This is a genomic window from Planktotalea sp. (assembly GCF_050633725.1).
Classification (GTDB): Bacteria; Pseudomonadota; Alphaproteobacteria; order Rhodobacterales; family Rhodobacteraceae; genus Planktotalea.
In genome coordinates this window covers 81,408-101,737 of sequence record NZ_JBOEHB010000007.1, presented here as the reverse complement: position 1 = coordinate 101,737, position 20,330 = coordinate 81,408, and the positions used below count along the sequence as shown (strand labels likewise).

The 20,330-nt window shown below is 54.6% G+C and carries 20 protein-coding genes; 7 read left to right on the top strand and 13 right to left on the bottom strand.

From position 1 onward, the window contains the following. The 7 genes from ACRBCU_RS07810 to dusB form a co-directional block, all read right to left on the bottom strand. Window positions 1-1,518, bottom strand: coding sequence for a TrkH family potassium uptake protein (locus ACRBCU_RS07810; RefSeq protein ID WP_431364813.1), 1,518 nt, complete (start codon window positions 1,516-1,518; stop codon window positions 1-3). A 9-nt stretch (window positions 1,519-1,527) separates the two neighbouring features. Then, complete coding sequence (gene trkA, locus ACRBCU_RS07805) at window positions 1,528-2,904, bottom strand: Trk system potassium transporter TrkA (protein ID WP_431364812.1); 1,377 nt, start codon at window positions 2,902-2,904, stop codon at window positions 1,528-1,530. 137 nt (window positions 2,905-3,041) lie between these two features. Beyond that, window positions 3,042-4,448, bottom strand: coding sequence for a sigma-54-dependent transcriptional regulator (locus ACRBCU_RS07800; protein WP_431364943.1), 1,407 nt, complete (start codon window positions 4,446-4,448; stop codon window positions 3,042-3,044). Window positions 4,449-4,463: 15 nt separating this feature from the next. Then, window positions 4,464-6,692, bottom strand: a complete 2,229-nt coding sequence (locus ACRBCU_RS07795) for an ATP-binding protein (protein ID WP_431364942.1) — start codon at window positions 6,690-6,692, stop codon at window positions 4,464-4,466. Between the two features lie 168 nt (window positions 6,693-6,860). Then, window positions 6,861-8,228, bottom strand: a complete 1,368-nt coding sequence (locus ACRBCU_RS07790; protein ID WP_431364811.1) for a response regulator — start codon at window positions 8,226-8,228, stop codon at window positions 6,861-6,863. Continuing rightward, window positions 8,228-9,313, bottom strand: a complete 1,086-nt coding sequence (locus ACRBCU_RS07785; RefSeq protein WP_431364810.1) for a two-component system sensor histidine kinase NtrB — start codon at window positions 9,311-9,313, stop codon at window positions 8,228-8,230. The genes ACRBCU_RS07790 and ACRBCU_RS07785 overlap by 1 nt, the downstream gene beginning before the upstream one ends. Next, a complete protein-coding gene (gene dusB, locus ACRBCU_RS07780) occupies window positions 9,310-10,305 on the bottom strand; it encodes a tRNA dihydrouridine synthase DusB (RefSeq protein ID WP_431364809.1) in 996 nt (331 codons plus the stop codon). Before dusB ends, ACRBCU_RS07785 begins: the two co-directional genes overlap by 4 nt. A 162-nt stretch (window positions 10,306-10,467) precedes the next feature. On the opposite strand from dusB, the gene ACRBCU_RS07775 reads away from it, so the two are divergent. From ACRBCU_RS07775 to ACRBCU_RS07760, 4 genes are all read left to right on the top strand, one after another. Beyond that, the gene (locus tag ACRBCU_RS07775) at window positions 10,468-11,595 is read left to right on the top strand and encodes a bifunctional 2-C-methyl-D-erythritol 4-phosphate cytidylyltransferase/2-C-methyl-D-erythritol 2,4-cyclodiphosphate synthase (RefSeq protein WP_431364941.1); all 1,128 of its coding nucleotides are present in this window, start codon (window positions 10,468-10,470) and stop codon (window positions 11,593-11,595) included. Then, window positions 11,592-12,089: a phosphatidylglycerophosphatase A family protein gene (locus ACRBCU_RS07770; RefSeq protein ID WP_431364808.1), complete on the top strand. Its 498-nt coding sequence runs from the start codon at window positions 11,592-11,594 to the stop codon at window positions 12,087-12,089. The genes ACRBCU_RS07775 and ACRBCU_RS07770 overlap by 4 nt, the downstream gene beginning before the upstream one ends. Next, entirely contained in the window at window positions 12,086-12,562 is a 477-nt protein-coding gene (locus ACRBCU_RS07765; protein WP_431364807.1) for a CinA family protein, read from the top strand. The genes ACRBCU_RS07770 and ACRBCU_RS07765 overlap by 4 nt, the downstream gene beginning before the upstream one ends. A gap of 155 nt (window positions 12,563-12,717) precedes the next feature. Continuing rightward, a complete protein-coding gene (locus tag ACRBCU_RS07760) occupies window positions 12,718-13,896 on the top strand; it encodes an ammonium transporter (protein ID WP_431364806.1) in 1,179 nt (392 codons plus the stop codon). Window positions 13,897-13,953: 57 nt separating this feature from the next. On the opposite strand, the gene ACRBCU_RS07755 is transcribed toward ACRBCU_RS07760, so the two are convergent. Both ACRBCU_RS07755 and ACRBCU_RS07750 read right to left on the bottom strand, forming a co-directional pair. Then, window positions 13,954-14,964, bottom strand: a complete 1,011-nt coding sequence (locus tag ACRBCU_RS07755; protein ID WP_431364805.1) for an alkane 1-monooxygenase — start codon at window positions 14,962-14,964, stop codon at window positions 13,954-13,956. A 150-nt stretch (window positions 14,965-15,114) separates the two neighbouring features. Further along, window positions 15,115-15,570 (bottom strand): type II toxin-antitoxin system RatA family toxin, encoded by a 456-nt coding sequence (locus ACRBCU_RS07750; protein WP_431364804.1) that lies wholly within the window; start codon window positions 15,568-15,570, stop codon window positions 15,115-15,117. A gap of 71 nt (window positions 15,571-15,641) precedes the next feature. Here ACRBCU_RS07750 and hpt point away from each other — a divergent pair, with 71 nt between their 5' ends. Next, window positions 15,642-16,187 (top strand): hypoxanthine phosphoribosyltransferase, encoded by a 546-nt coding sequence (gene hpt / locus ACRBCU_RS07745; protein ID WP_431364803.1) that lies wholly within the window; start codon window positions 15,642-15,644, stop codon window positions 16,185-16,187. Continuing rightward, window positions 16,180-16,356, top strand: a complete 177-nt coding sequence (locus ACRBCU_RS07740; RefSeq protein WP_431364802.1) for a hypothetical protein — start codon at window positions 16,180-16,182, stop codon at window positions 16,354-16,356. The genes hpt and ACRBCU_RS07740 overlap by 8 nt, the downstream gene beginning before the upstream one ends. On the opposite strand, the gene ACRBCU_RS07735 is transcribed toward ACRBCU_RS07740, so the two are convergent. After that, window positions 16,357-16,767 (bottom strand): SufE family protein, encoded by a 411-nt coding sequence (locus tag ACRBCU_RS07735; RefSeq protein WP_431364801.1) that lies wholly within the window; start codon window positions 16,765-16,767, stop codon window positions 16,357-16,359. Between the two features lie 129 nt (window positions 16,768-16,896). On the opposite strand from ACRBCU_RS07735, the gene ACRBCU_RS07730 reads away from it, so the two are divergent. Next, entirely contained in the window at window positions 16,897-17,406 is a 510-nt protein-coding gene (locus tag ACRBCU_RS07730; RefSeq protein ID WP_431364800.1) for a hypothetical protein, read from the top strand. A 38-nt stretch (window positions 17,407-17,444) separates the two neighbouring features. On the opposite strand, the gene rnd is transcribed toward ACRBCU_RS07730, so the two are convergent. The 3 genes from rnd to purM form a co-directional block, all read right to left on the bottom strand. Further along, window positions 17,445-18,602, bottom strand: a complete 1,158-nt coding sequence (gene rnd / locus ACRBCU_RS07725; protein WP_431364799.1) for a ribonuclease D — start codon at window positions 18,600-18,602, stop codon at window positions 17,445-17,447. A 92-nt stretch (window positions 18,603-18,694) separates the two neighbouring features. Beyond that, window positions 18,695-19,279: a phosphoribosylglycinamide formyltransferase gene (gene purN, locus ACRBCU_RS07720; protein WP_431364798.1), complete on the bottom strand. Its 585-nt coding sequence runs from the start codon at window positions 19,277-19,279 to the stop codon at window positions 18,695-18,697. Further along, a complete protein-coding gene (gene purM, locus ACRBCU_RS07715; RefSeq protein ID WP_431364797.1) occupies window positions 19,276-20,328 on the bottom strand; it encodes a phosphoribosylformylglycinamidine cyclo-ligase in 1,053 nt (350 codons plus the stop codon). The genes purN and purM overlap by 4 nt, the downstream gene beginning before the upstream one ends. Between the last annotated feature and the right edge of the window lie 2 nt (window positions 20,329-20,330).

The following is a 20,330-nucleotide window of genomic DNA, read 5'->3' as shown; positions in this document are numbered from 1 at the left end:
TTATTTGCGCCACAATCCCGGCGTTAACAGCGCAATGATTGCCAGCGTTTCCAATCGCCCCAATACCGTTGCTGCGGCAAAGCACAGCTTTGCAGCGATTGGTAGATCAGCCAGCAAAATTGGCTCTGTCCCTGCAACGTTCAAGAGCGGCCCAGTGGTTGAGAGCGCGGCGACCGACATGACCAAAGCTTCACTAAAGCTTGCGCCAAGCGCTGTGAGTGCGAGGGTCACAAAGGCCATCGAGAGCGCAAAGAGCATAAAGAACACCCATGCGGTATAGGCCCCTTGCTTGCGAATACGCCGATCGCGAATGCCTTGGCCGCTGACTGATGAGGGGTGAATGAGCTTTTGCATCTCACGCAACCCATTGAGGTAGAGGGTAAAAACCCGAAGCAACTTCACGCCGCCCGCAGTCGTCGCAACGCCCCCGCCCATCAGGGCCAAACCCATCAGGATCATCCCTGGCGTTGCAAGCCCTGACCAACCTTGCGCCGCATCCCACTCCGAGCTGACAAAACCGGTTGTCGTCAAGAAAGACAAAACCGTGAACATACTCCCCCAAAGCGCCTTGATGCCTTGCAGGATATCTTCTTCTTCGTTGACCTCAAACGCGGCGAGCCAATGACGCAGGAACAGAAAGACAGGAATACCAATGATCAACAAAAGTCCGATGCGGAACTCTGCATCTTCATGCAGCGCGCGCGTGCGCCCGGTGATGGTATCGGTTGAAAAGGTCAGTCGCGAAAGTGCGAAAAATAAAAAGAGAAACACAAGGAATTCGGCAGAGATTCCAATTTCGCTTTCCTGCATCCCGCCAATTGCTGAAATCCCGCTTGTCGCCAGCGTCGACATCGCATGCATCAACCCATCAAGCGGCGTGTTACCTGTGATAATCAGGCACAGCCAAAGCGTGGCCGTCAGACCCGTGTAAATCGGGAAAAGCCGCTTGCTTACGCGTAGCAAACGTTGCCCCGGCGAGGCCGCGCGCATGTCCAGATTACGCGCACCGCCCTGCCCCGGCTCTGCGCTCGTGGTGACTTCAAATCCGCCAAGATTGAGCGGTGCAAGGATGGCCGCAGCGGCGATCCACATCAACAGTCCTCCCGCCCATGCAACAATGCCCCGCCACAAATGCAAACTGCTAGGCAGGCGCGAAGGATCATCAAAGAGCGTCGCGCCCGTCGTCGTTATGGATGACACCATTTCAACGTATGCATTGACAAAACTGGTTGTGCGCAGGGCCTCATGAAACGGAATGGCGAGGATAACTGGCAAAATCAAGAACACGCCAAGCAAGGCAAACAGATGATCAAGCGCCGAGTAATGCATCGTGCGGCCCGACATCGCAATTCCGATCAAAGCGCAAACAATAAGCCCCAGCAGCCCCGAGTAGAAGAAACTTCGTGCGACATGAAACGCCTCCTGCGTGAGCGCATGAATTGCGGGAATGAACATCGCAAGACAGGCAAGGATCACGAAGATCAGGAAAACCGGCAGATGAAGAATGCGTTCAAGCATTATTTCGGCTCAGAAGAAATCGATGGAGACTTGAAGCAAGCGCTCCACCTCGGGCACATCAGCACTCATCGCAAAGAGCGCAACAACGTCCCCTTCTTCAATGCGCAACTTACCCGTGGGTTTGTGCAATTTGCCCTCTTTGTTGACAGCGCCAACCAACACGCCTTCTGGAAAATCAATGTCGCGAATGAGTTGACCTGCAAGCGGTGACGTGGACAGAACCTCCGCTTCGATCATCTCTGCTTCGGCGTCACCAATGGAATACACCGCGCGAACACGTCCGTGGCGGATGTGTCTCAGGATCGAGCTAACGGTTGTGGCGCGCGGGTTGATATAGGCGTCAATGCCAAGTGGTCCCATGAGAGGCACCAGCGTTGGATCATTGATCAAAGCAACCGCCATCGGGCAGCCTTCCGCCTTGGCGCGCACAGCTGCAAGCATGTTGGTTTTGTCATCATCCGTCACCGCAAGCACAGCATCTGCGCGGCTGATGTTCGCTTCGGCCAAAAGCGCGCGATCAAGGCCATCGCCATGCAGCACGATTGTGCGCTCCAGAACATCGGCCGCGTGTTCAGCGATCTTGCGGTTCTTTTCAATAACCTTTGCGCGAACACGGTGCGCACGTTTTTCCAACGCTTCGGCCACGGCAAGGCCAACGTTACCGCCGCCAACAAGAACGACGCGGTCCTGCGTTTTATGGCTTTTGCCGAAAATTTCCATCGTACGGCTGACGTCTTCTACATGACAAAACACATAGCATTCATCACCGACAAACAACTGATCCCCCGCCTCTGGCGCAAACAAGGACCCATCACGGCGCACGCCAACAACAATAGAGCGCAGCGTCGAAAATAGATCGGTGAGCTGGCGCAGCGGCGTGTTCACAACCGGGCACGCCTCTTCAATGCTTATCCCTAGAAGTTGCGCTTTCCCGTCCAGAAATGTTTCAGTGTCAAACGCTGACGGCGCAGAAAGGCGCTGCAAAGCGGCATCGGCGACTTCTTTTTCAGGCGAGATCACAACATCAATCGGCATGTGATCACGTCGGTACAAATCAGAGTAAATCGCATCCAGATAAGACTGCGAGCGCAACCGCGCGATTTTGCGCGGGATCGCAAAGACCGAGTGAGCAACTTGGCATGTCACCATGTTCACTTCGTCAGAATGCGTCGCCGCGATAATCATATCCGCGTCGCGCGCGCCTGCACGGTCCAGAATATCTGGATAGCTGGCAAACCCAGCAATGCCCTGCACGTCCAAAGAATCCGTCGCGCGGCGCACAAGATCGGGGTTGCTATCAACCACCGTTACATCGTTGCGCTCACCTGAAAGATGTCGTGCAATTTGCCAGCCCACTTGGCCAGCGCCGCAAATTATGACCTTCATGTTCGGCCTCTGCTGAAATCACGTCCAAAGTGCATGACAGAGTGTTCCCAACGCGTCAATGCCAAGCGATGTCCTCTCCTGCCTTTGCCAAGCGGCCCGACATAGGCCGCTCGCGCACAGGACAGATTGCTCAAACTCTAAGCGACACCTTCATCTTCAACGCGCGCAATGCGCGCTCCGGCTTTGTTGGTGGTCACGACGCCCAAAGACTTGAGCTTGCGGTGCAGCGCTGAACGCTCCATGCCAACGAAGTTTGCAGTGCGTGAAATATTGCCGCCAAAACGGTTGATTTGAGTTAGCAAGTACTCGCGCTCGAACGCCTCACGTGCTTCACGCAAAGGCAAAGTCGCAAGCGAGCTGGACAAAACAACGCGGCCCTCATCATCGCTTGCGTGTTGCTCATTGGGCAATTCGCGCGCTTCGATGACACCGTTGCCATCCCCGAGTATCAAAACGCGCTCAATCAGGTTTTTCAACTGACGCACATTGCCAGGCCAAACCATTGTTTGCATCAAGGCCGCGGCTTCATCTGAAAACTCTCGAACAGTCAAACCTTGAGATTTGTTGCATTCCTCAACAAAATGCGCACTTAAAAGCGGGATATCCTCGCGGCGCTCTTCCAAGGACGGAACCGGGATCGGCACCACGTTCAAACGATGGTACAATTCTTCGCGGAACCTCTCGGCAGCGATTTCAGCCTCCAGATCGCGGCTGGTCGACGAAATGACGCGCAGATCAACGCGCACCTTCTCAGAGCCACCAACCCGCGTGAATTGCTGATCCACCAGCACGCGCAAAATCTTGCTTTGCGTGCCAAGCGGCATATCCGCGACTTCATCAAAATAGATTACACCGCCGCTGGCTTGCTCAAGAAGACCGGGCTGAACGCCTTGATCCTTGCCTTCTTGGCCGAACAACACCTCTTCCATACGATCTGGCTCAACCCCTGCACAATTCACCGTCACAAACGGCGCATCAGAGCGATTGGAATTGGCATGAATATAGCGCGCTGCAACTTCTTTGCCTGATCCTGCGGGACCGCGCAAAAGGACACGGCCATTAGACTTGGTGACTTTATCAAGCTGGCTGATCAACGTGCGGAACGATGCGCTTTCCCCGATCATTTCGGTGCTCGGAGCGTCGCGGCGTTTCAGCGTGATGTTTTCGCGGCGCAAACGCGAGGTCTCCATCGCGCGGCGGATGACCACCATCAACTGATCAATGTTAAATGGCTTTTCGATGAAATCATACGCGCCTTGCTTGATCGCAGCGACGGCAATCTCGACGTTGCCATGTCCTGAAATGATCACGACCGGCACATCGGGATAGTCTTTTTTGACCACCTTCAAAATATCAATCCCGTCCATCGAGCTGTCTTTCAGCCAGATGTCGAGGATCATCAAGGACGGCTGTTCAGACGTCACTTGCGCCATACATTCGTCCGACGTTCCCGCCAGCCGCGTGCTAAAGCCTTCATCTTCCAGAATATCCGAAATCAACTCTCGGATATCGCGCTCATCATCTACAATTAGAATGTCGCCCATCATTCTCTCCACCATTTAAGTCTCTGTGTTTTCAAAGCCGCGCGTTCCCGCGTCATGCAGTGGCAGTCGCACCACAGCCATGCCTCCGGGGCGGCCTTGCCCATTTTTCAGCGGCGCATCGGTCAGAACCAATGTGCCACCATGCTCTTCGATAATCTTTTTCACGATTGGCAAACCAAGCCCGGTGCCCTTGTCGCGTGTCGTTACATAGGGTTCGAACAAGCGGCTTCTGTCTTCTGGCAAGCCAATACCGCTATCCGCAATCGTGATCAGCGCTGTTTGCGCATCTTGTGACATGTCAATCTCGATCTCGTGGACCGCGCCTTGTTCGCCATGTTTCTCAATATAGCTTTCAATCGCTTCACCCGCGTTCTTGATCAGGTTGGTCAGCGCTTGCGAAATCATCGTTGCGTCAAAATCCGCGCTCAAAGCATGATCAGGTAGTGAAACCGAAAACGCGACATCAGGCTGGCCGGCCTCTTGCAAAAGCGCGGCATCGCGCACCAGCTCAACCAGATCACCGCTGCGCCGATCTGGCTCTGGCATACGCGCGAATTTGCTGAACTCATCCACGATACGGCGCAGATCACCCGTTTGGCGAATGATCACGCCCGTCATTTGCTCTAGCTTTTCACCCTCATCACCAAGCTGCGGGGTGAACTTGCGTTTGATGCGTTCAGCAGACAGTTGGATTGGCGTTAAAGGATTCTTGATCTCATGCGCGATGCGGCGTGCAACATCGCCCCAAGCCGCCATACGCTGCGCAGTAACAAGGTCCGTCACATCATCAAAGGCCACAACGTAGCCTTCGAGCGAGCCATCGTCACGCAAGCGCCGCGACATGCGCACAAGAAGGTTCTCGAGTTGTCCGTCGCGGCTTACCTTAACTTCGCTTTGCGCTGTCCCGGATTGACCCGAGCGCAATTTATCCAGAAGCGGGCCGAATTCTGGCACTGCAACGGACAGCGGTACATCATGTTGATCCTTTTGCCAGCCAAGCAAACGCTGCGCTGAGCGGTTCACGAAGGCAACGCGCCCTTCTGGGTCCAAACCAACAACCCCCGACGTGACCGAGCTTAGAACGGAATCGAACATGCGGCGTCGGCGATCAATCTGGCGATTGTTCTCCAAAAGCGTATCGCGTTGTCCCTTTAGCTGGCGGGTCATTTGGTTGAAGTAGCGCCCGAGCATCGCGATCTCGTCATCGCCATCTTCTTCAAGAACCTGCACGTCCAAATTGCCTGCGCCAACCCGTTGAGCCGCGCCCGCCAAGCGGCCAACAGGGCGCGAAAGACGCTCAGCAAACCAAAGGCCAAGCCAAACCGCCGCGAGAATGAGGATGACTGCAAAGCCAATATAGACCAAGCCAAATTCAAACAAACGCCGTCCGCGCTCGCTTTCTTGTTGTTGATAAAACAGTGCTGTTTCTTGGGTTTCATCAAGCAATTGCAAGATCGAGCCATCGACCTGTCGGCTTACATAAAGGTATCTGTTCACGAACCCTTTTAGGTGAACAACGGCTCGGAACTCATTGTTTTTCCAGTCTTGTATGACATGAAGCCCGGTCTTTCTGGCGGTTTCGATCTCGATTGGAGCAAGCTCTTCGAAATCAAACAGGTAAGAGCGCTCACCGCGCGCACGAATTTCGCCTGTTCCGTCAATCAAAAAGGCTTCTCTTAAGCCCCGCTGGATTTGCAACTGACCTTCTCGCAGCACTTCACCTTCACTGATCGACCCAGCAAAGCGAATTTCGCGGCTGCGCAGATCAAGATAGTTTGCCAGCGCTTGGGCATCCTGGATTAGATCGCCGCGGTGTTCGTTTTCATAAGCTTGAGCCGCTGCAAGTGAATTGCCGACAACGCGTTGAACCCTCTGGGAGAACCACGCCTCAAGGCCCATGTTGATTGTAAGGCCTGCAAAGATCGCAACGGTCACAGTTGGAATAAGCGCCATAAGCGCAAACACGCCCGTTAGACGCAAATGCAAACGCGAGCCTGCCGATCGTGCGCGCCGCGCCGCAATCATCTGGGCAACCCGCTGCAAGACCAAGGCCGCAACGACCAAAACATAAACCAAATCGAGCAAAAGAACCAAGCTGAACGCTTGCCCACCCAAACGTTGATCTAAGGGACCAAGCACCAGAAACGTCGCCAGCGCCAAGACTGGGCCAAGCGTGACAACCACAAGGGTTATCGCGTTCTGCACCCGCCGTTGCCGGCGCAGTTGAGACAATCGCACCCACATAGACGTAGGATTGCGCCGCGCCTGTTTCACAGGTGCGGGTGGTGTTACAGGCTGGCTCACGCGCTGCCCTCGATCTTTGGGAGCATTCACGCTCCACCGCCAAATTCTGTGGCTCTCGTTCTGGTCAATCGTCAAGCGATGCCAATGGGCCACGTTTATGTTGCGGTTTTACATCAATTTGCGTTGCCGTGTCACGCGAATATCGAGGTCTGTTATCTTCTTACGCAAGGTATTGCGGTTAATACCTAATAAATCAGCACATTTAGCCTGATTTCCCCCCGTCGCTTCGAGCGAAATTTCTATCAAAGGTTGCTCAAATTCACGCAATATTCGCGCATAGATACCTGCGGGCGGCAAAGAACCGCCGTGCAAATCGAAATATCGACGCAAATGACGTTCGACCGAAGCAGATAGTTTTTCGGTCGTCATTTCTCCAGTCAATACAGGTTCAAGGTCAGGTTGGTTGCCCAAAACCGCCTCAACTTCGGCGCGCGTAATCGCATCTGTGCGCGCATTAAGGCCAAGACGGCGCATCGCGTTTTCCAACTGGCGTACGTTTCCGGGCCAGCGATAGTCATGGATCAATTTCGCCGCTTCGGGGGACAACGCGCGTTTGGGTGCACCATCGGCTTCGGCCTTGGCACTGAAATGCTCGGCAAGCAATTCGATGTCCTCAACACGCTCGCGCAGAGGCGGTACGGACAGCGTTGCTCCGCCAAGTCGGTAATAAAGGTCTTGTCGCAGCTCGCCACTTTCCAGCTTGCTGCTCAAATCCACCAAAGACGTCGTTAAAAAACGCGGGACATGCGTGCCAGGCGCGTCCATCATTCGCACCAAACGCGCTTGGGCCTCTAGATCAATATCGCCGATTTCTTCGATCAGCAGCGTACCGCCTTTGACCCGCGCCAGAATGCGCGCTGGACCTTCGATGTCTTGCAGCTCGGCCGTTGTCACAATCACGAAAGGCAAGGTTCTGCGATCCGAAAAGTCATGGATCGCACGGGCGATTGCCGTTTTCCCTGTACCGGATTCCCCAGTGATCAAAACGGGAATATCCGTATTCATAACACGCGCCATCAACGTATAAAGCGATTGCATTGCAGGGGTTTGACCGACCAAAGGAAGGTCTTCTGTTGTGTTCGCATCCGCAGTCGTCGCCGTCGCTTTCACGCTGCGCGTTTCCAGCGCGCGCGCTGTGCGTTTCATCAAATCGGGCAAATCAAATGGTTTAGGCAGGTAATCATAGGCATCGGCCTCATTGGCCTTGATTGCCGTCATGATCGTATTTTGCGCCGAGATCACAATCACAGGCAGCCCCGGGCGATCCTCATGGATTTTCGGGAGCATTTCCAAGCCATTGCCATCTGGCATCATCACATCGGAAATAACCACATCGCCGCGCCCTTCACCGACCCAACGCATCAATGTCGTGAGTGAAGATGTTGCATGCACTTTACAGCCGGCGCGCGTTAGCGCTTGGGTCAGAACAGTTCGAATTGTGCGATCATCATCCGCGACGAGAATAGTTCCATCCATCAAACATCATCCTTGTTTTCATGGGCATTTGCTGGGGCGACTGGCAAAGAAATCCGAAAAACCGTGCGCCCGGGCGCGGAATCGACTGCAATCCAACCGTCATGATCGGAAATAATTTTCGACACGAGAGCAAGGCCAAGGCCCGTGCCATTCTCGCGACCAGAAACAAACGGATCAAAAACCTCGTCTGCCAATTCAGGTGGCAACCCAGGGCCATCATCGCGAACTTCGATCTGAAGCGGCAACGCTCGCCCGTCGCCACCTGCTCTGCGCAGGCTAAACGAGTGTTCAAAGTAGGTGCGCAGCCAAATCGTGCCGCCTTCCTTGCCCGCAGCTTCCGATGCGTTCTTGAGAAGGTTTAAAACCACCTGCAAAAGCTGATCGCCGTCTGCATGCGCCAGAGGAAGCGAGGGATCGTATTGCTCGATAATCCGCATTTGCGCGCCCACACCAAGCAACGTCGAGCGGCGCGCGCGATCTAGCACATCATGTAAGTTCACAGCGCTCAAGTGCGGCGGACGCAGGTTTCCAAACTGCTCGACCTGCTCAAGCAAAGTCACAATCCGGCGCGATTCCTCGACGATGAGATCGGTAAGTTCCAGATCTTCTGAAGACAGGTTCATCGACAAAAGCTGCGCAGCGCCCGTGATCCCAGCGAGAGGGTTCTTAATTTCGTGCGCGAGCATTTCAGCCATGCCAATCGCCGATTTCGCAGAGGATTTCACTCCGTGGCTTTGCGAGATACGTCCCGCAAGTTCACGCGGTGAAATCATCAAGACCATCATGCCCTCATGCCCGGCCAAGGGCGCAATTTGTAAATTGCACAGCATTGGAGGACGCTCGCCCGTGCCCACATCGACATCGTTCACAAACAACGGAGATGAGTTTTTCCGAGCGCGCTCAAGAGCTTGGTCAATCGCAGCGTCGACAACAAGCTTGTCCCAAATGGGTTTGCCGATCAACGCTTTTGACGAGCTATTAAAGAACCCCTCGCCTGCAGGATTGAGGTTCCAAATATTGTCGTCACTGTCGATCAAAACGCAAGCAACAGGAAGCGACATCCAAATTGTGGATTCTTCAATCATACGGCCAACTCGTTGCTTTCTTGGCTCCCTAGCGCGCGCGGCAATAGGGACATCACGATCTTTGGATCGCGCGTTGTTAAAATCGCTTTGCGCAAAGGAATGGGCGTTTGGGCGTCATCCATATACCACCCCAAATGTTTGCGCGCGACGCGGCCACCGAGCAAATCGCCATAAAAGGACAGCATCGCCGCGTAATGAGATTGCACCATTTCAACCAACTCCAAGCCGGTTGGAACCTTTGGCTCTGGCGTGCCGTGTAGCGCCGCTGCAATCTGCGCCAACACCCAAGGCCGCCCCTGCGCGCCGCGCCCGATCATAACACCGTCTGCCCCACTGTGCGTCAGCGCGGTTTTTGCACTTTGCGCATCTACAATATCGCCATTTGCGACAACCGGGATTTGCACCGCCTCTTTGACCGCCCGAATAGCGCGCCAATCTGCGTGCCCTTTGTAGAACTGGCACCGCGTACGCCCGTGAATCGTAATCATTTTGATGCCTGCGTTTTCCGCGCGCCGCGCAAGCTCGGGGGCATTGAGCAACGCATCATCCCAACCGAGGCGCGTTTTAAGCGTGACAGGCACATCTACAGCCTCGACGACCGCTTCGATCAAGCTTAGCGCATGATCAAGATCTTTCATCAGAGCAGAGCCAGAGTACCCGCTTGTGACTTTCTTGGCAGGGCATCCCATATTAATATCAATAAGTTGCGCGCCGTTTCCAACCGCAAGGCGCGCCGCTTCGCCCATCCAATAGGCTTCGCGCCCGGCAATTTGAACAGAGGTATTCGCCACGCCAAAGCCAAGCTCTGCCTTTTCGCGCACACCAGGCTTTGCCTGCACCATTTCTTGGCTCGCCACCATTTCGCTCACCACAAGACCTGCACCAAAGCTGCCGACCAGATTGCGGAAGGGCAAATCGGTAATGCCCGCCAAAGGTGCCAACAGCACCGGCGGAGCCAACTCAAGTGAACCTATGTGAAGTCTCGACATCATTCCCCTTCTTACTCAGCCTCATTCGCAAGTTTCAATGAAGCGAAGTGTATTTTGCAGGCAAAAGGATCGCATGTGCTTAATTTTTGTGCAAACACTCCTGCGATTGCACCGCACCCACGGCACGGCTAAGGATGCACTATGAAGAAAACCAACCTCTCAGAGATGCGCGTTGGCGCGGTTATCGTCGCCGCAGGGCGCGGGAAACGCGCGGGCGGGGATGTGCCAAAGCAATGGCAATTCCTAGCCGGCAAGCGAGTCGCGAATTGGACTTGCGCGCGCTTCACAGAGCGGCACGACATTGCCGAGATTGTTCTCGTGATCCATCCTGACGATCGCGCATTTGCCTCTGAGATCAAAGATGTGCGCATCGTTCATGGCGGGGAAACCCGCGATCAATCCGTGTTAAAAGGGCTTGAAGCGCTAAACGGCGAAAACACCCATGTGTTAATCCACGACGTTGCGCGGTGCAGCGTGCCAAGCCATGTGATCGACAGTGTCCTATCTGCGCTACGCCATGCAAAAGGGGCAGCGCCTGCCCTGCCCGTTACCGATGCGCTTTGGACGGGCCAAGCAGGGCTCGTTAGCGGCACGCAAGATCGCAGCGCCCTGTTTCGCGCGCAGACCCCGCAAGGATTTGCCCTGAGCGAGATCATCGCAGCCCACCGCGCCCATACAGGCGGCGCAGCGGATGACGTGGAAGTTGCGCGCGCTGCGGGCCTTGACGTGGTGATCACTGAGGGCGATGAGGCTAATCTAAAGATCACCACCCCTTCGGATTTCGCACGCGCCGAAGCGCTATTGGAGCAAAGCATGGATATTCGAGTTGGCAACGGGTTTGACGTTCACGCGTTCGAAGAGGGCGATCATGTGATCCTCTGCGGCGTGCGCGTGGCACATGACAAATCGCTCAAAGGTCACTCTGACGCGGATGTAGGTATGCATGCCGTCACAGACGCCATTTACGGCGCCTTGGCAGACGGCGATATCGGGCAGCATTTCCCACCCTCCGATCCGCAATGGAAAGGCGCGGCAAGTGAAATTTTCTTACGCCATGCCGTGAACCTTGCCCAAGAGCGGGGTTTCTCGATCTCTAACGTCGATTGCACCTTGATCTGCGAGCAGCCCAAGATTGGCCCGCATGCCGCTTCGATGAAAAATGAAATGTCTCGATTGATGAACCTCGATGCATCGCGCGTCTCGATCAAAGCCACGACAAGCGAACGTCTTGGATTTACAGGTCGTGAAGAAGGCATCGCCGCCCTCGCAACAGCTACATTGGTGAAATTATGACTGCGCTTGCCCGCCTGATTGGAACGGTTTTCTACGTTGGCCACCTAAAGCCTGCTCCTGGCACATGGGGCTCGCTCGCGGCCTTGCCCCTTGGCTTTCTAATCTATCAGATCGGCGGATTTTGGCTCTTTGCCCTGTCAATCGTTGTGGGGTTTTTCAAAGGCTGGTGGGCCACTCAGGAAATGACCAAGGGGCGTGACAACCATGATCCGTCAGAGATTGTCATTGATGAAGTCATTGGCCAGTGGATTGCTCTTATTCCTGTCTTTTACGGTGCTTCACTGATGGGCGTGAGCGTCACCTTACTTTGGCCCGGCTGGATCGCCGCATTTTTGCTGTTTCGCGCGTTCGATATTCTCAAGCCTTGGCTCGTTGGTTGGGCCGATCGACGCGACGACGCGCTTGGCGTGATGCTTGACGATGTTATCGCAGGCATCTTTGCCGCGATCTGCGTTGTTGGCCTCGCGGCGCTGTTCCATTTGGTACTGATGTGAACCTCGCCGCGCAAATTCTCGAACGCGCAAAGCGACATCAGGTCATGATAGCCAGCGCGGAAAGCTGCACAGGCGGCATGATCGCAGCCGCTATGACCGATATCGCAGGTAGCTCGGCCGTGTTCGAGCGCGGCTTTGTCACCTACACCAACGCAGCCAAACGCGACATGCTGGACGTCAAAGAAAGCACATTAAACGCACATGGCGCAGTCAGCGAAGAGGTTGCGCGCGAAATGGTCCAAGGTGCTTTGGCCCATTCAAATGCGCAGATTGCGGTCTCTGTGACCGGGATCGCTGGTCCCGGTGGCTCGGACTTCAAACCAGAGGGCCGCGTTTGCTTTGGCCTTCAACATGCAGACCACATCATGAGCGAAACGATAGAATTTGGAGCATTGGGGCGCGAAAACGTGCGAAAAGCGGCCCGCGATCACGCTCTTTCGCTGATTCTTGATCGACTTTCACACTTTGCCTAATTTTTAGCCAATAGCGGCAAATTTATGCGTAAACAACGTGCAGTTTGCAAATTGCACGTATTTGGAGCGCATCAAAACAACATCGCCTCTTTTTCAAGCACGCTGCGCCCGTCACAGAAAGCGGCACAGCTCACTTGATGAAAAGGAGGCCCGCAATGAACGGTGCCGATACAGCATGGATCATCGTCGCAACGGCGCTTGTCCTATTTATGACACTTCCGGGCCTCGCACTCTTTTACGGCGGCCTCGTGCGTGCACGAAATGTGCTCAGCGTCTTTATGCACTGCTATGCAATTGCCTGCTTAATGAGCGTTCTGTGGCTTGCATTCGGCTACTCCATTGCATTTGGCGATGGAAATGCAATCTGGGGCGGCTTGGGTAAATCATTCCTCAATGGCGTTACCGCCGAGAGCCTCGCTGGCACATTGCCTGAAATCCTATTCTTTGCCTTCCAAATGACCTTTGCCATCATCACGCCCGCTCTGATCGTTGGCGCATATGTTGAACGCGTCGGGTTTGGCTTCGTTCTCCTGTTCTCTGCTCTGTGGATGCTTCTGTGCTACGCGCCAGTGGTACATTGGATCTGGGGCGGCGGGTTCCTCTCTGATGGCGGCATCTTTGGCGAAGTTGGCGTGAAAGACTTTGCAGGCGGCATCGTTGTGCACGAAACAGCCGGCCTTGCAGCATTGCTCATCGCTGTCTTTCTTGGCCCACGCAAAAACCAAACCACACCGCCGCATAATCCCGGCTTTGTGATGATCGGCGCAGCGATGCTTTGGGTCGGTTGGTTCGGCTTTAACGGCGGCTCGCAGCTTGCTGCGGACGGCGGCGCGGCGATGGCGCTGACGGTCACTCACATTTCGGCGGCAACAGCATCGCTGACATGGGCGCTTTGGGAAAAGATCAAATTTGGCAAAGCTTCCCTCGTGGGTATCGTGACAGGCACCATTGCGGGTCTCGCCTCTATCACCCCCGCATCCGGTTTTGTTGGTCCAATCGAAGCACTCATCATCGGCGCCATTGCAGGTGTTCTGTGCCAAGAAGCGGTTGTTCTTATCCGCAACCGTCTCAAGATCGACGATACGCTTGATGTCTTTGCGGTGCACGGTGTCGGCGGTATCTTCGGCACAATCATGATTGCTGTCTTCGGCGCTGGCACTTGGACGGCCCAGCTGGGCGGCTTGGCTGTTGTCGGTGTATTCACCTTGGTTGTGACCGTCGCGCTGATCTACATCGTGAAAGCGATCACACCACTGCGCGTTGATCTTGAAACCGAAACAAACGGTCTGGATCTATCGGTCCACGGCGAGCGCGCATACGATATGTCCTCGTAAAAACCTGACAATTTGCAACCTAAAGGCGGGTCGGTACAGACCCGCCTTTTTTATGCGCTAGGCTCTGTCTTCCCACACGGCAACACGCGGGTCCATAATGCGCCGCCAAAGCGGCGGCATCAGCGCAATAACCGCCATCATTGGCAAGCTATAGGGAAGCATTGGCATCTCTTCCTCAATCAGTTGTAGCGAAGGATAAGGACGACTTGGATGGGTATGATGATCCGAGTGCCGCGGTGCGTTCAACATCATCGCCCCGGAAAACCGATGCGGCGTATTCCAGCTGTGGCGCTGCGCGACAGGTTCAGGCTTTCCATTTTCCAACATTTTGCGTCGAAGTCCGTAGTGCTGCACATAATCGCTCAGAAAAATCTGAAGCTGCGCATAAAGCCCGAGTAACGCACAAATCAAAGCCCCCGCCGCGCCGCCAATCGCAAATGCTGCGAGCAATGTCGCGCCACCGCCGAGATAGTAAGAAACGTAGGGATGCAGCCCGCGTGCGCCGCGGCGCGCAGCTTCAGCGCGATACCCTTCGCGATGCGAGCCAATCCACGCGCGCAAAAAGAACCTCCAAAACCCGCGTCCCTTTGGGGCTGAAACCGGGTCTTTGCTCGTGCCCACATGAACATGATGCACCAATGGATGCGCTGACGCGTGATGGCCCATCAAAATTGACATATAAACGGCCTTGCCCAAACGCCGCAAACTGCGCTGCGGGCGATGGATTAACTCATGCGCGTTGGGGTGCCCCACCTGCCCCGCAAACAAAGCAACGGCCAAGAACAGCGCCAGCTTTTCTGCAAGGCCCCTATCGGACCCCACCAGCGCAGCAATCGCCAATCCCAACACAACGAAATGCGCAAAGGCCAAAACTACAGACAAAGGCGTCGCCGCAGGAAACTCTGCATCAACGGGGGCGTTTTGCAAGAACAGCGGGCTCAGACGATCCACACCATAAGCGAAGATCGAAATATAGACCAAGGCAAACCAGCTCCAAACCCCACCGAGCAAACAGCCCATGAGCAAAAGAGCGACCAAAACAAGCGTAACAAAAGAGAATCTCATCATAGGCAACACTTACCTCAGAAAACCCTCAAAGCGATGAAAGAAGCTTCATTTCCCCCGGAAACTCCGGGGAGTCTGCGCATCGCGCAGACGGGGCAGCGCCCCAAACCGCCGCGTTAGCGGCTCATCATGTGTGCGCAGCACGCAATTGGATTACGTTCCAGCCCCATAAAGCGCCTCTGCGCGCGCTTCAAACGCGCGCACAATGCGCTGCATCGCTTCATTAAAGACAACACCGATAATTCCTTGCAAAATCGCGTTTTTAAACTCGAAATCAACAAAGAACTGAACGTCGCACCCGCCCCCTTCAGCATCTGCAAATGCCCAATTTGACTTCATGAACTTGAACGGGCCGTCCAAATATTCGGTATCGATCTTCTTCTCATCCGCGAACAAAACCACGCGGCTGCCAAATTTTTCGCGGAACACTTTGAAAGAGATCATCAAGTCGGCCAACATCACTTCGGATGCACCCTCTGGCGTGCGCGAGCGAATGCGCGCTGCAGAGCACCAAGGCAGGAATTCAGGGTAAAGCGCAACGTCGGCAACAAGATCATACATCTGCTGAGCAGAATACGGCATATGCCGAATTTCAGAATGGGTTGGCATAGCCTTCGATTTCCCGTTATCTCACTTGTGCTGCATGTCCTATGCGAGCGCAAAGAATTCAAGGGGAAGCCATGCCACAGCGTCCATATGTCATTGATCAAATGATCTCGGCCAAATCCATTGCCGCGCGCATTGAAGAGTTGAGCAACGAGATCGAGAAAGAATTTGACGGCACTGACAAGCTCGTCGTTGTTGGGCTGTTGCGTGGTTCTTTTGTTTTTATTGCTGACATTGTGCGCGAATTGGACCTACCTGTCGAAGTCGATTTTCTCGAAGCCTCCTCCTACGGTGACGGCATGGAGAGCAGTCGAGAAGTGCGCATTCTCAAAGACTTACGCGGCGCAATTGAAGGGCGAGATGTCCTTGTTGTAGAAGATATCGTTGACACGGGTCACACACTCAACCACGTCACCAATCTGCTCATGTCGCGCAAACCTGCCAAGTTGAAATCCATTGCCTTGCTCGACAAACCCACTCGGCGCGAAGTGGATTTCAAATCGGACTGGATCGGGTTCCAAATACCCGACGAATTTGTCGTCGGGTATGGCATCGACTTTGCGCAGCGCAATCGCAACCTGCCCTTCATTGGTAAGGTGCGCTTTACCGAAGATGGTTAACCCACGCCACTTCCTGCGCATGGCCACATGGGTGCGCAGACCGCCCTCCGCGAAACGCGTTAAACTGATCCTTGTCGTTGCTTTGATTTGCGCCGCAATCGTTTTGATCGAACGCTATTTCGGCTGGCCCGATGCGCTTACGCCGAATACGATGCGACTAAGCCGCTAACTAAAGCGCGGCGTTTGCTGTTTCGCGAATGCGTACGATCATCGCTGCCAGACCGTTAGAGCGCTGCGCGGACAGATGATCATTCAGCCCAAGGCGGCCAAGCTCGCTCTTGGCATCAATCTGCATCACATCTTTAACCGCCGTGTCGTTATAAAGCATGCGCAGGAGCGCGATGAGGCCGTTGACGATCATTGCATCGCTTTCCCCATCGAACCGAAAAACACCGTTTTCGATGGTAGGATGCAGCCAAACTTGGCTTGCGCAGCCATCCACCTTGGTCGCAGGCACTTTTAGCGCCTCATCAAGTGGCTCCATCGCCTTGCCCTGTTCGATCACATGGCGATAACGATCTTCCCAATCTTCGAGAAATTCGAAATCTTCAACAAGCTCTTCAAAAGCTGCATTCGCCATTTTGTTAACTCCACAGATGCTGTGCGCTTGAGGTAGTCAGCAAATCGCCAAAGGTCCAGTCTACTCTTGGCGCTTTTCAATGGCGACGGGATGGGATAAATCAAACCAGAGCAGAGACGAGGCATCATCATGGCATTTCAACGTACCCTTTTGCTATGCAGCGCATTGGCCCTAGCCGGTTGCGGTGGAGGATTGGCAAATTCTTGGGTAAATCCGGGCAACTGGTTTGGAAATTCAAGATCTGGCCCTGTAGAGGTCCAGCGCACAAACAATCCGCTCATTCCAGCGCGTAGCTTCGCGCGTCGCCCAAAGCCTGTGTACCAAGGTCGACCTGTTGATCAAATCAGCGCGCTGCGCATTGAGCGTCGCCCCGGCGGCGCAATTATCCATGCCGTGGGCGTCACAGATGTGATCGGCTATTACGATTCGCGCCTAGAAGCAGATAATGAGGACGGCCCAGTCAAAGGCGTTCTTAGCTATACGTTGACGGCAGTGCGGCCAGAATCCACCGTCGGCGTTGGTGGTGAAGCAGCCCGCCAAATCAATGTTGCGCGTTTTGTCAGTGACCAGGACCTGCTTGGCGTCAAAACCATCGTTGTTAAAGGCGCACGCAACCAGCGCAGCACGCGGCGTCGTTAATCCACAGCTCATTTATGTGCTTGCTTGGTCTCGGTCGCTTAGACCGGCACCGAAACCACATTGCTGCCCTTAGCAGCAAGGGCAATTTCGCCATTGCACAGCTTGAGCGCATCTTCTCCGAAGACTTCAAAGCGCCAGCCTTTTAGCGCATTTACATCGCGCTCACCCGCAGCAATAGCATCAAGTTCAGACGCCGGAGCAACCAGTTTGGACGCAACGCCAACTGTGCCTGTTTTCGCTTTGAGTAAAACGCGCAACAAGTCAGCCAAAGCTGGATTGACCTGAAGCTTTTGACCAGAACGCTCAGTGCGTGGAAGATCGGCCTCTTTGCAATTCAGGCCCGCTTTCACTGACTTCAGAATGCCTTCGGCAATGTCGCCCTTTCGCGCCTCACGCAGTAACAAACGCGAACGCCCTAGATCTGAATGATCCTTTGGCTTGGTTGCCGCGATCTCGGCCAAAGCGTCATCTTTGAAAACACGCGAACGCGGGATATTTCGCGTCTGCGCATAGTCTTCCCGAAACTCCGCCAACTCGCGCACAATCGCAAGAAAACGCGGATTGTTGTTGCGCGTCTTCACTCGCTTCCAAGCATCCGCCGGCTTAACCGTGTATGTTTCAGGACTGTTGAGGATCTTCATCTCCTCTGCGACCCAATGCGCGCGATTGGCATCTTTGAGCTTTTTCGCCAAGAATTCATAGACTTGGCGCAAGTGGGTTACATCCGCGAGCGCATAGCTTTTCTGCGCATCGCTTAGGGGCCGTCGCGACCAATCGGTAAAGCGTGAAGACTTATCTATCTCTTCTTTGGTGATCTTACGCACCAAAGTGTCATATCCAACCTGTTCACCAAAGCCGCAAACCATTGATGCGACTTGCGTATCAAACAAGGGCGTTGGGATCACACCCGCATCCACTTGGAAAATCTCGATGTCCTGACGGGCCGCATGGAACACTTTGACCACGTTCTCATCGCGAAACAGATCATACAGCGGTTCAAGTGAAAGCCCCTCAACGAGCGGGTCAACAAGACAGCCATTGCTGTCGTCCTTTCCCGGCATCGCAAGCTGAACAAGACAGAGCTTGGAATAATAGGTGCGCTCTCTCAAAAACTCCGTATCAACAGTGACATAAGGATGCTTTCGCGCTTCATTGCAAAAGTCGGCGAGGGCGTCGGTCGTTGTGATCGTGAGCATGTGTATCAGGTGCTTTCGAGAGATGTATAAACCTGCAATACGCGATAAAACCCCCGAAATAAAGCGCCACGATGTTAGCGCCCAAATCTACTTTATAAGTTCTGCGTAAAGCTTTGTAATGCTTCGGGATAAATCCGATGCTCCTCAACCAAAACGCGCGCAGCCAAGGTTTCTGGCGTATCGTCTTTCAGGATCGGCACACGGGCCTGCGCGATGATCGGACCATCATCGAGCTTTGCAGTTGCGACGTGAACGGTGCAGCCCGCTTCTGCATCCCCTGCTTCGATGGCGCGTGCGTGGGTGTTCAGACCTTTGTATTTGGGCAAAAGCGAAGGATGCACGTTCAACATCCGCCCTTCAAAGCGGTCAATAAAATGCGGCGTGAGAACCCGCATGAAACCCGCGAGGCACACAACATCGGCGTTTGCGGCCTCCAGTTTTGCCAACATCGCATCTTCAAAGCCAGCGCGGTCTTGCCCAAAGGGGCGGTGATCGACAACAGCCGTTGGCACACCCAACGCTTGTGCCTTGGCCAATCCGCCTGCATCCGCTTTATTGGACATCACCATGCACGGCGCTGCGGGATGATCCGCGCCCATGCTTTTCAAAAGCGTCACCATGTTTGAGCCGCCACCAGAAATCAGGATAGCGACCTTCAATTTCTGGCCTGTGCTCAAAGGAGAGATCCTGTGTAACGCACCTCGCCGGTGTCGGTGACGCTTCCAAGGCGGGTTACTGTTTCGCCTTCGGAAGCAAGAAGCTCTGCAAGCGCATCGGCGCGATCTGCAGCAACGCTGAGAACCATGCCCTGACCACAGTTAAAGGTCTTGAGCATTTCTGCTTCAGCCATGTTGCCCGTTTCCGCCATCCATTTGAAAACAGGCGGTAAATCCCATGCGTTGAGATCAATTTCGATACCGCAGCCGTCTGGCAAAACGCGCGGGATATTTTCTGTGATGCCACCGCCTGTGATATGGGCCAGCGCGTGAACGCCCCCTGCCCGAACCGCCGCAAGCGCTTGGGTCACATAAAGCCGCGTTGGCGTCAGCAGCGCCGCGCCGAGCGTTCCGTCGCCAAATGGGCAATCGTCATCCCAGCCAAGACCAGACATATCCACCAGCTTGCGCACCAGCGAATACCCGTTCGAATGCACACCATCAGAGGCGAGACCGAGCAAGACATCGCCAACCTGAACATCCGCAGGAAGCTCACTGCCCCGCTCCATCGCGCCAACAGAGAATCCCGCAAGATCAAAGTCACCTGCAGGATACATGCCCGGCATTTCGGCGGTTTCGCCGCCAATCAATGCACAGTTTGAACGCACACAGCCCTCAGCAATGCCTTCAATGATACGCGCGGCGACCTCTGTTTCCAGATGGCCCGTCGCGAAATAATCCAGGAAAAACAAAGGTTCTGCGCCTTGGCAGACCAGATCGTTGACACACATGGCGACCAGATCAATGCCGACCCCATCAACAAGGCCAGTATCAATCGCGATGCGCAGTTTGGTGCCAACACCGTCGGTTGCGCCAACCAAGATCGGATCGCTATATCCTGCGCCCTTCAGATCAAACAGCGCGCCAAAGCCACCAAGACCCGACATTACGCCAGAGCGATTGGTGCGTTTGGCAGCCGGTTTGATCCGCTCAACAAGCGCATTGCCTGCATCGATGTCCACACCTGCATCCGCATAGGTGATGCCGTTTTTGCTGCTTTGCTCGCTCATGG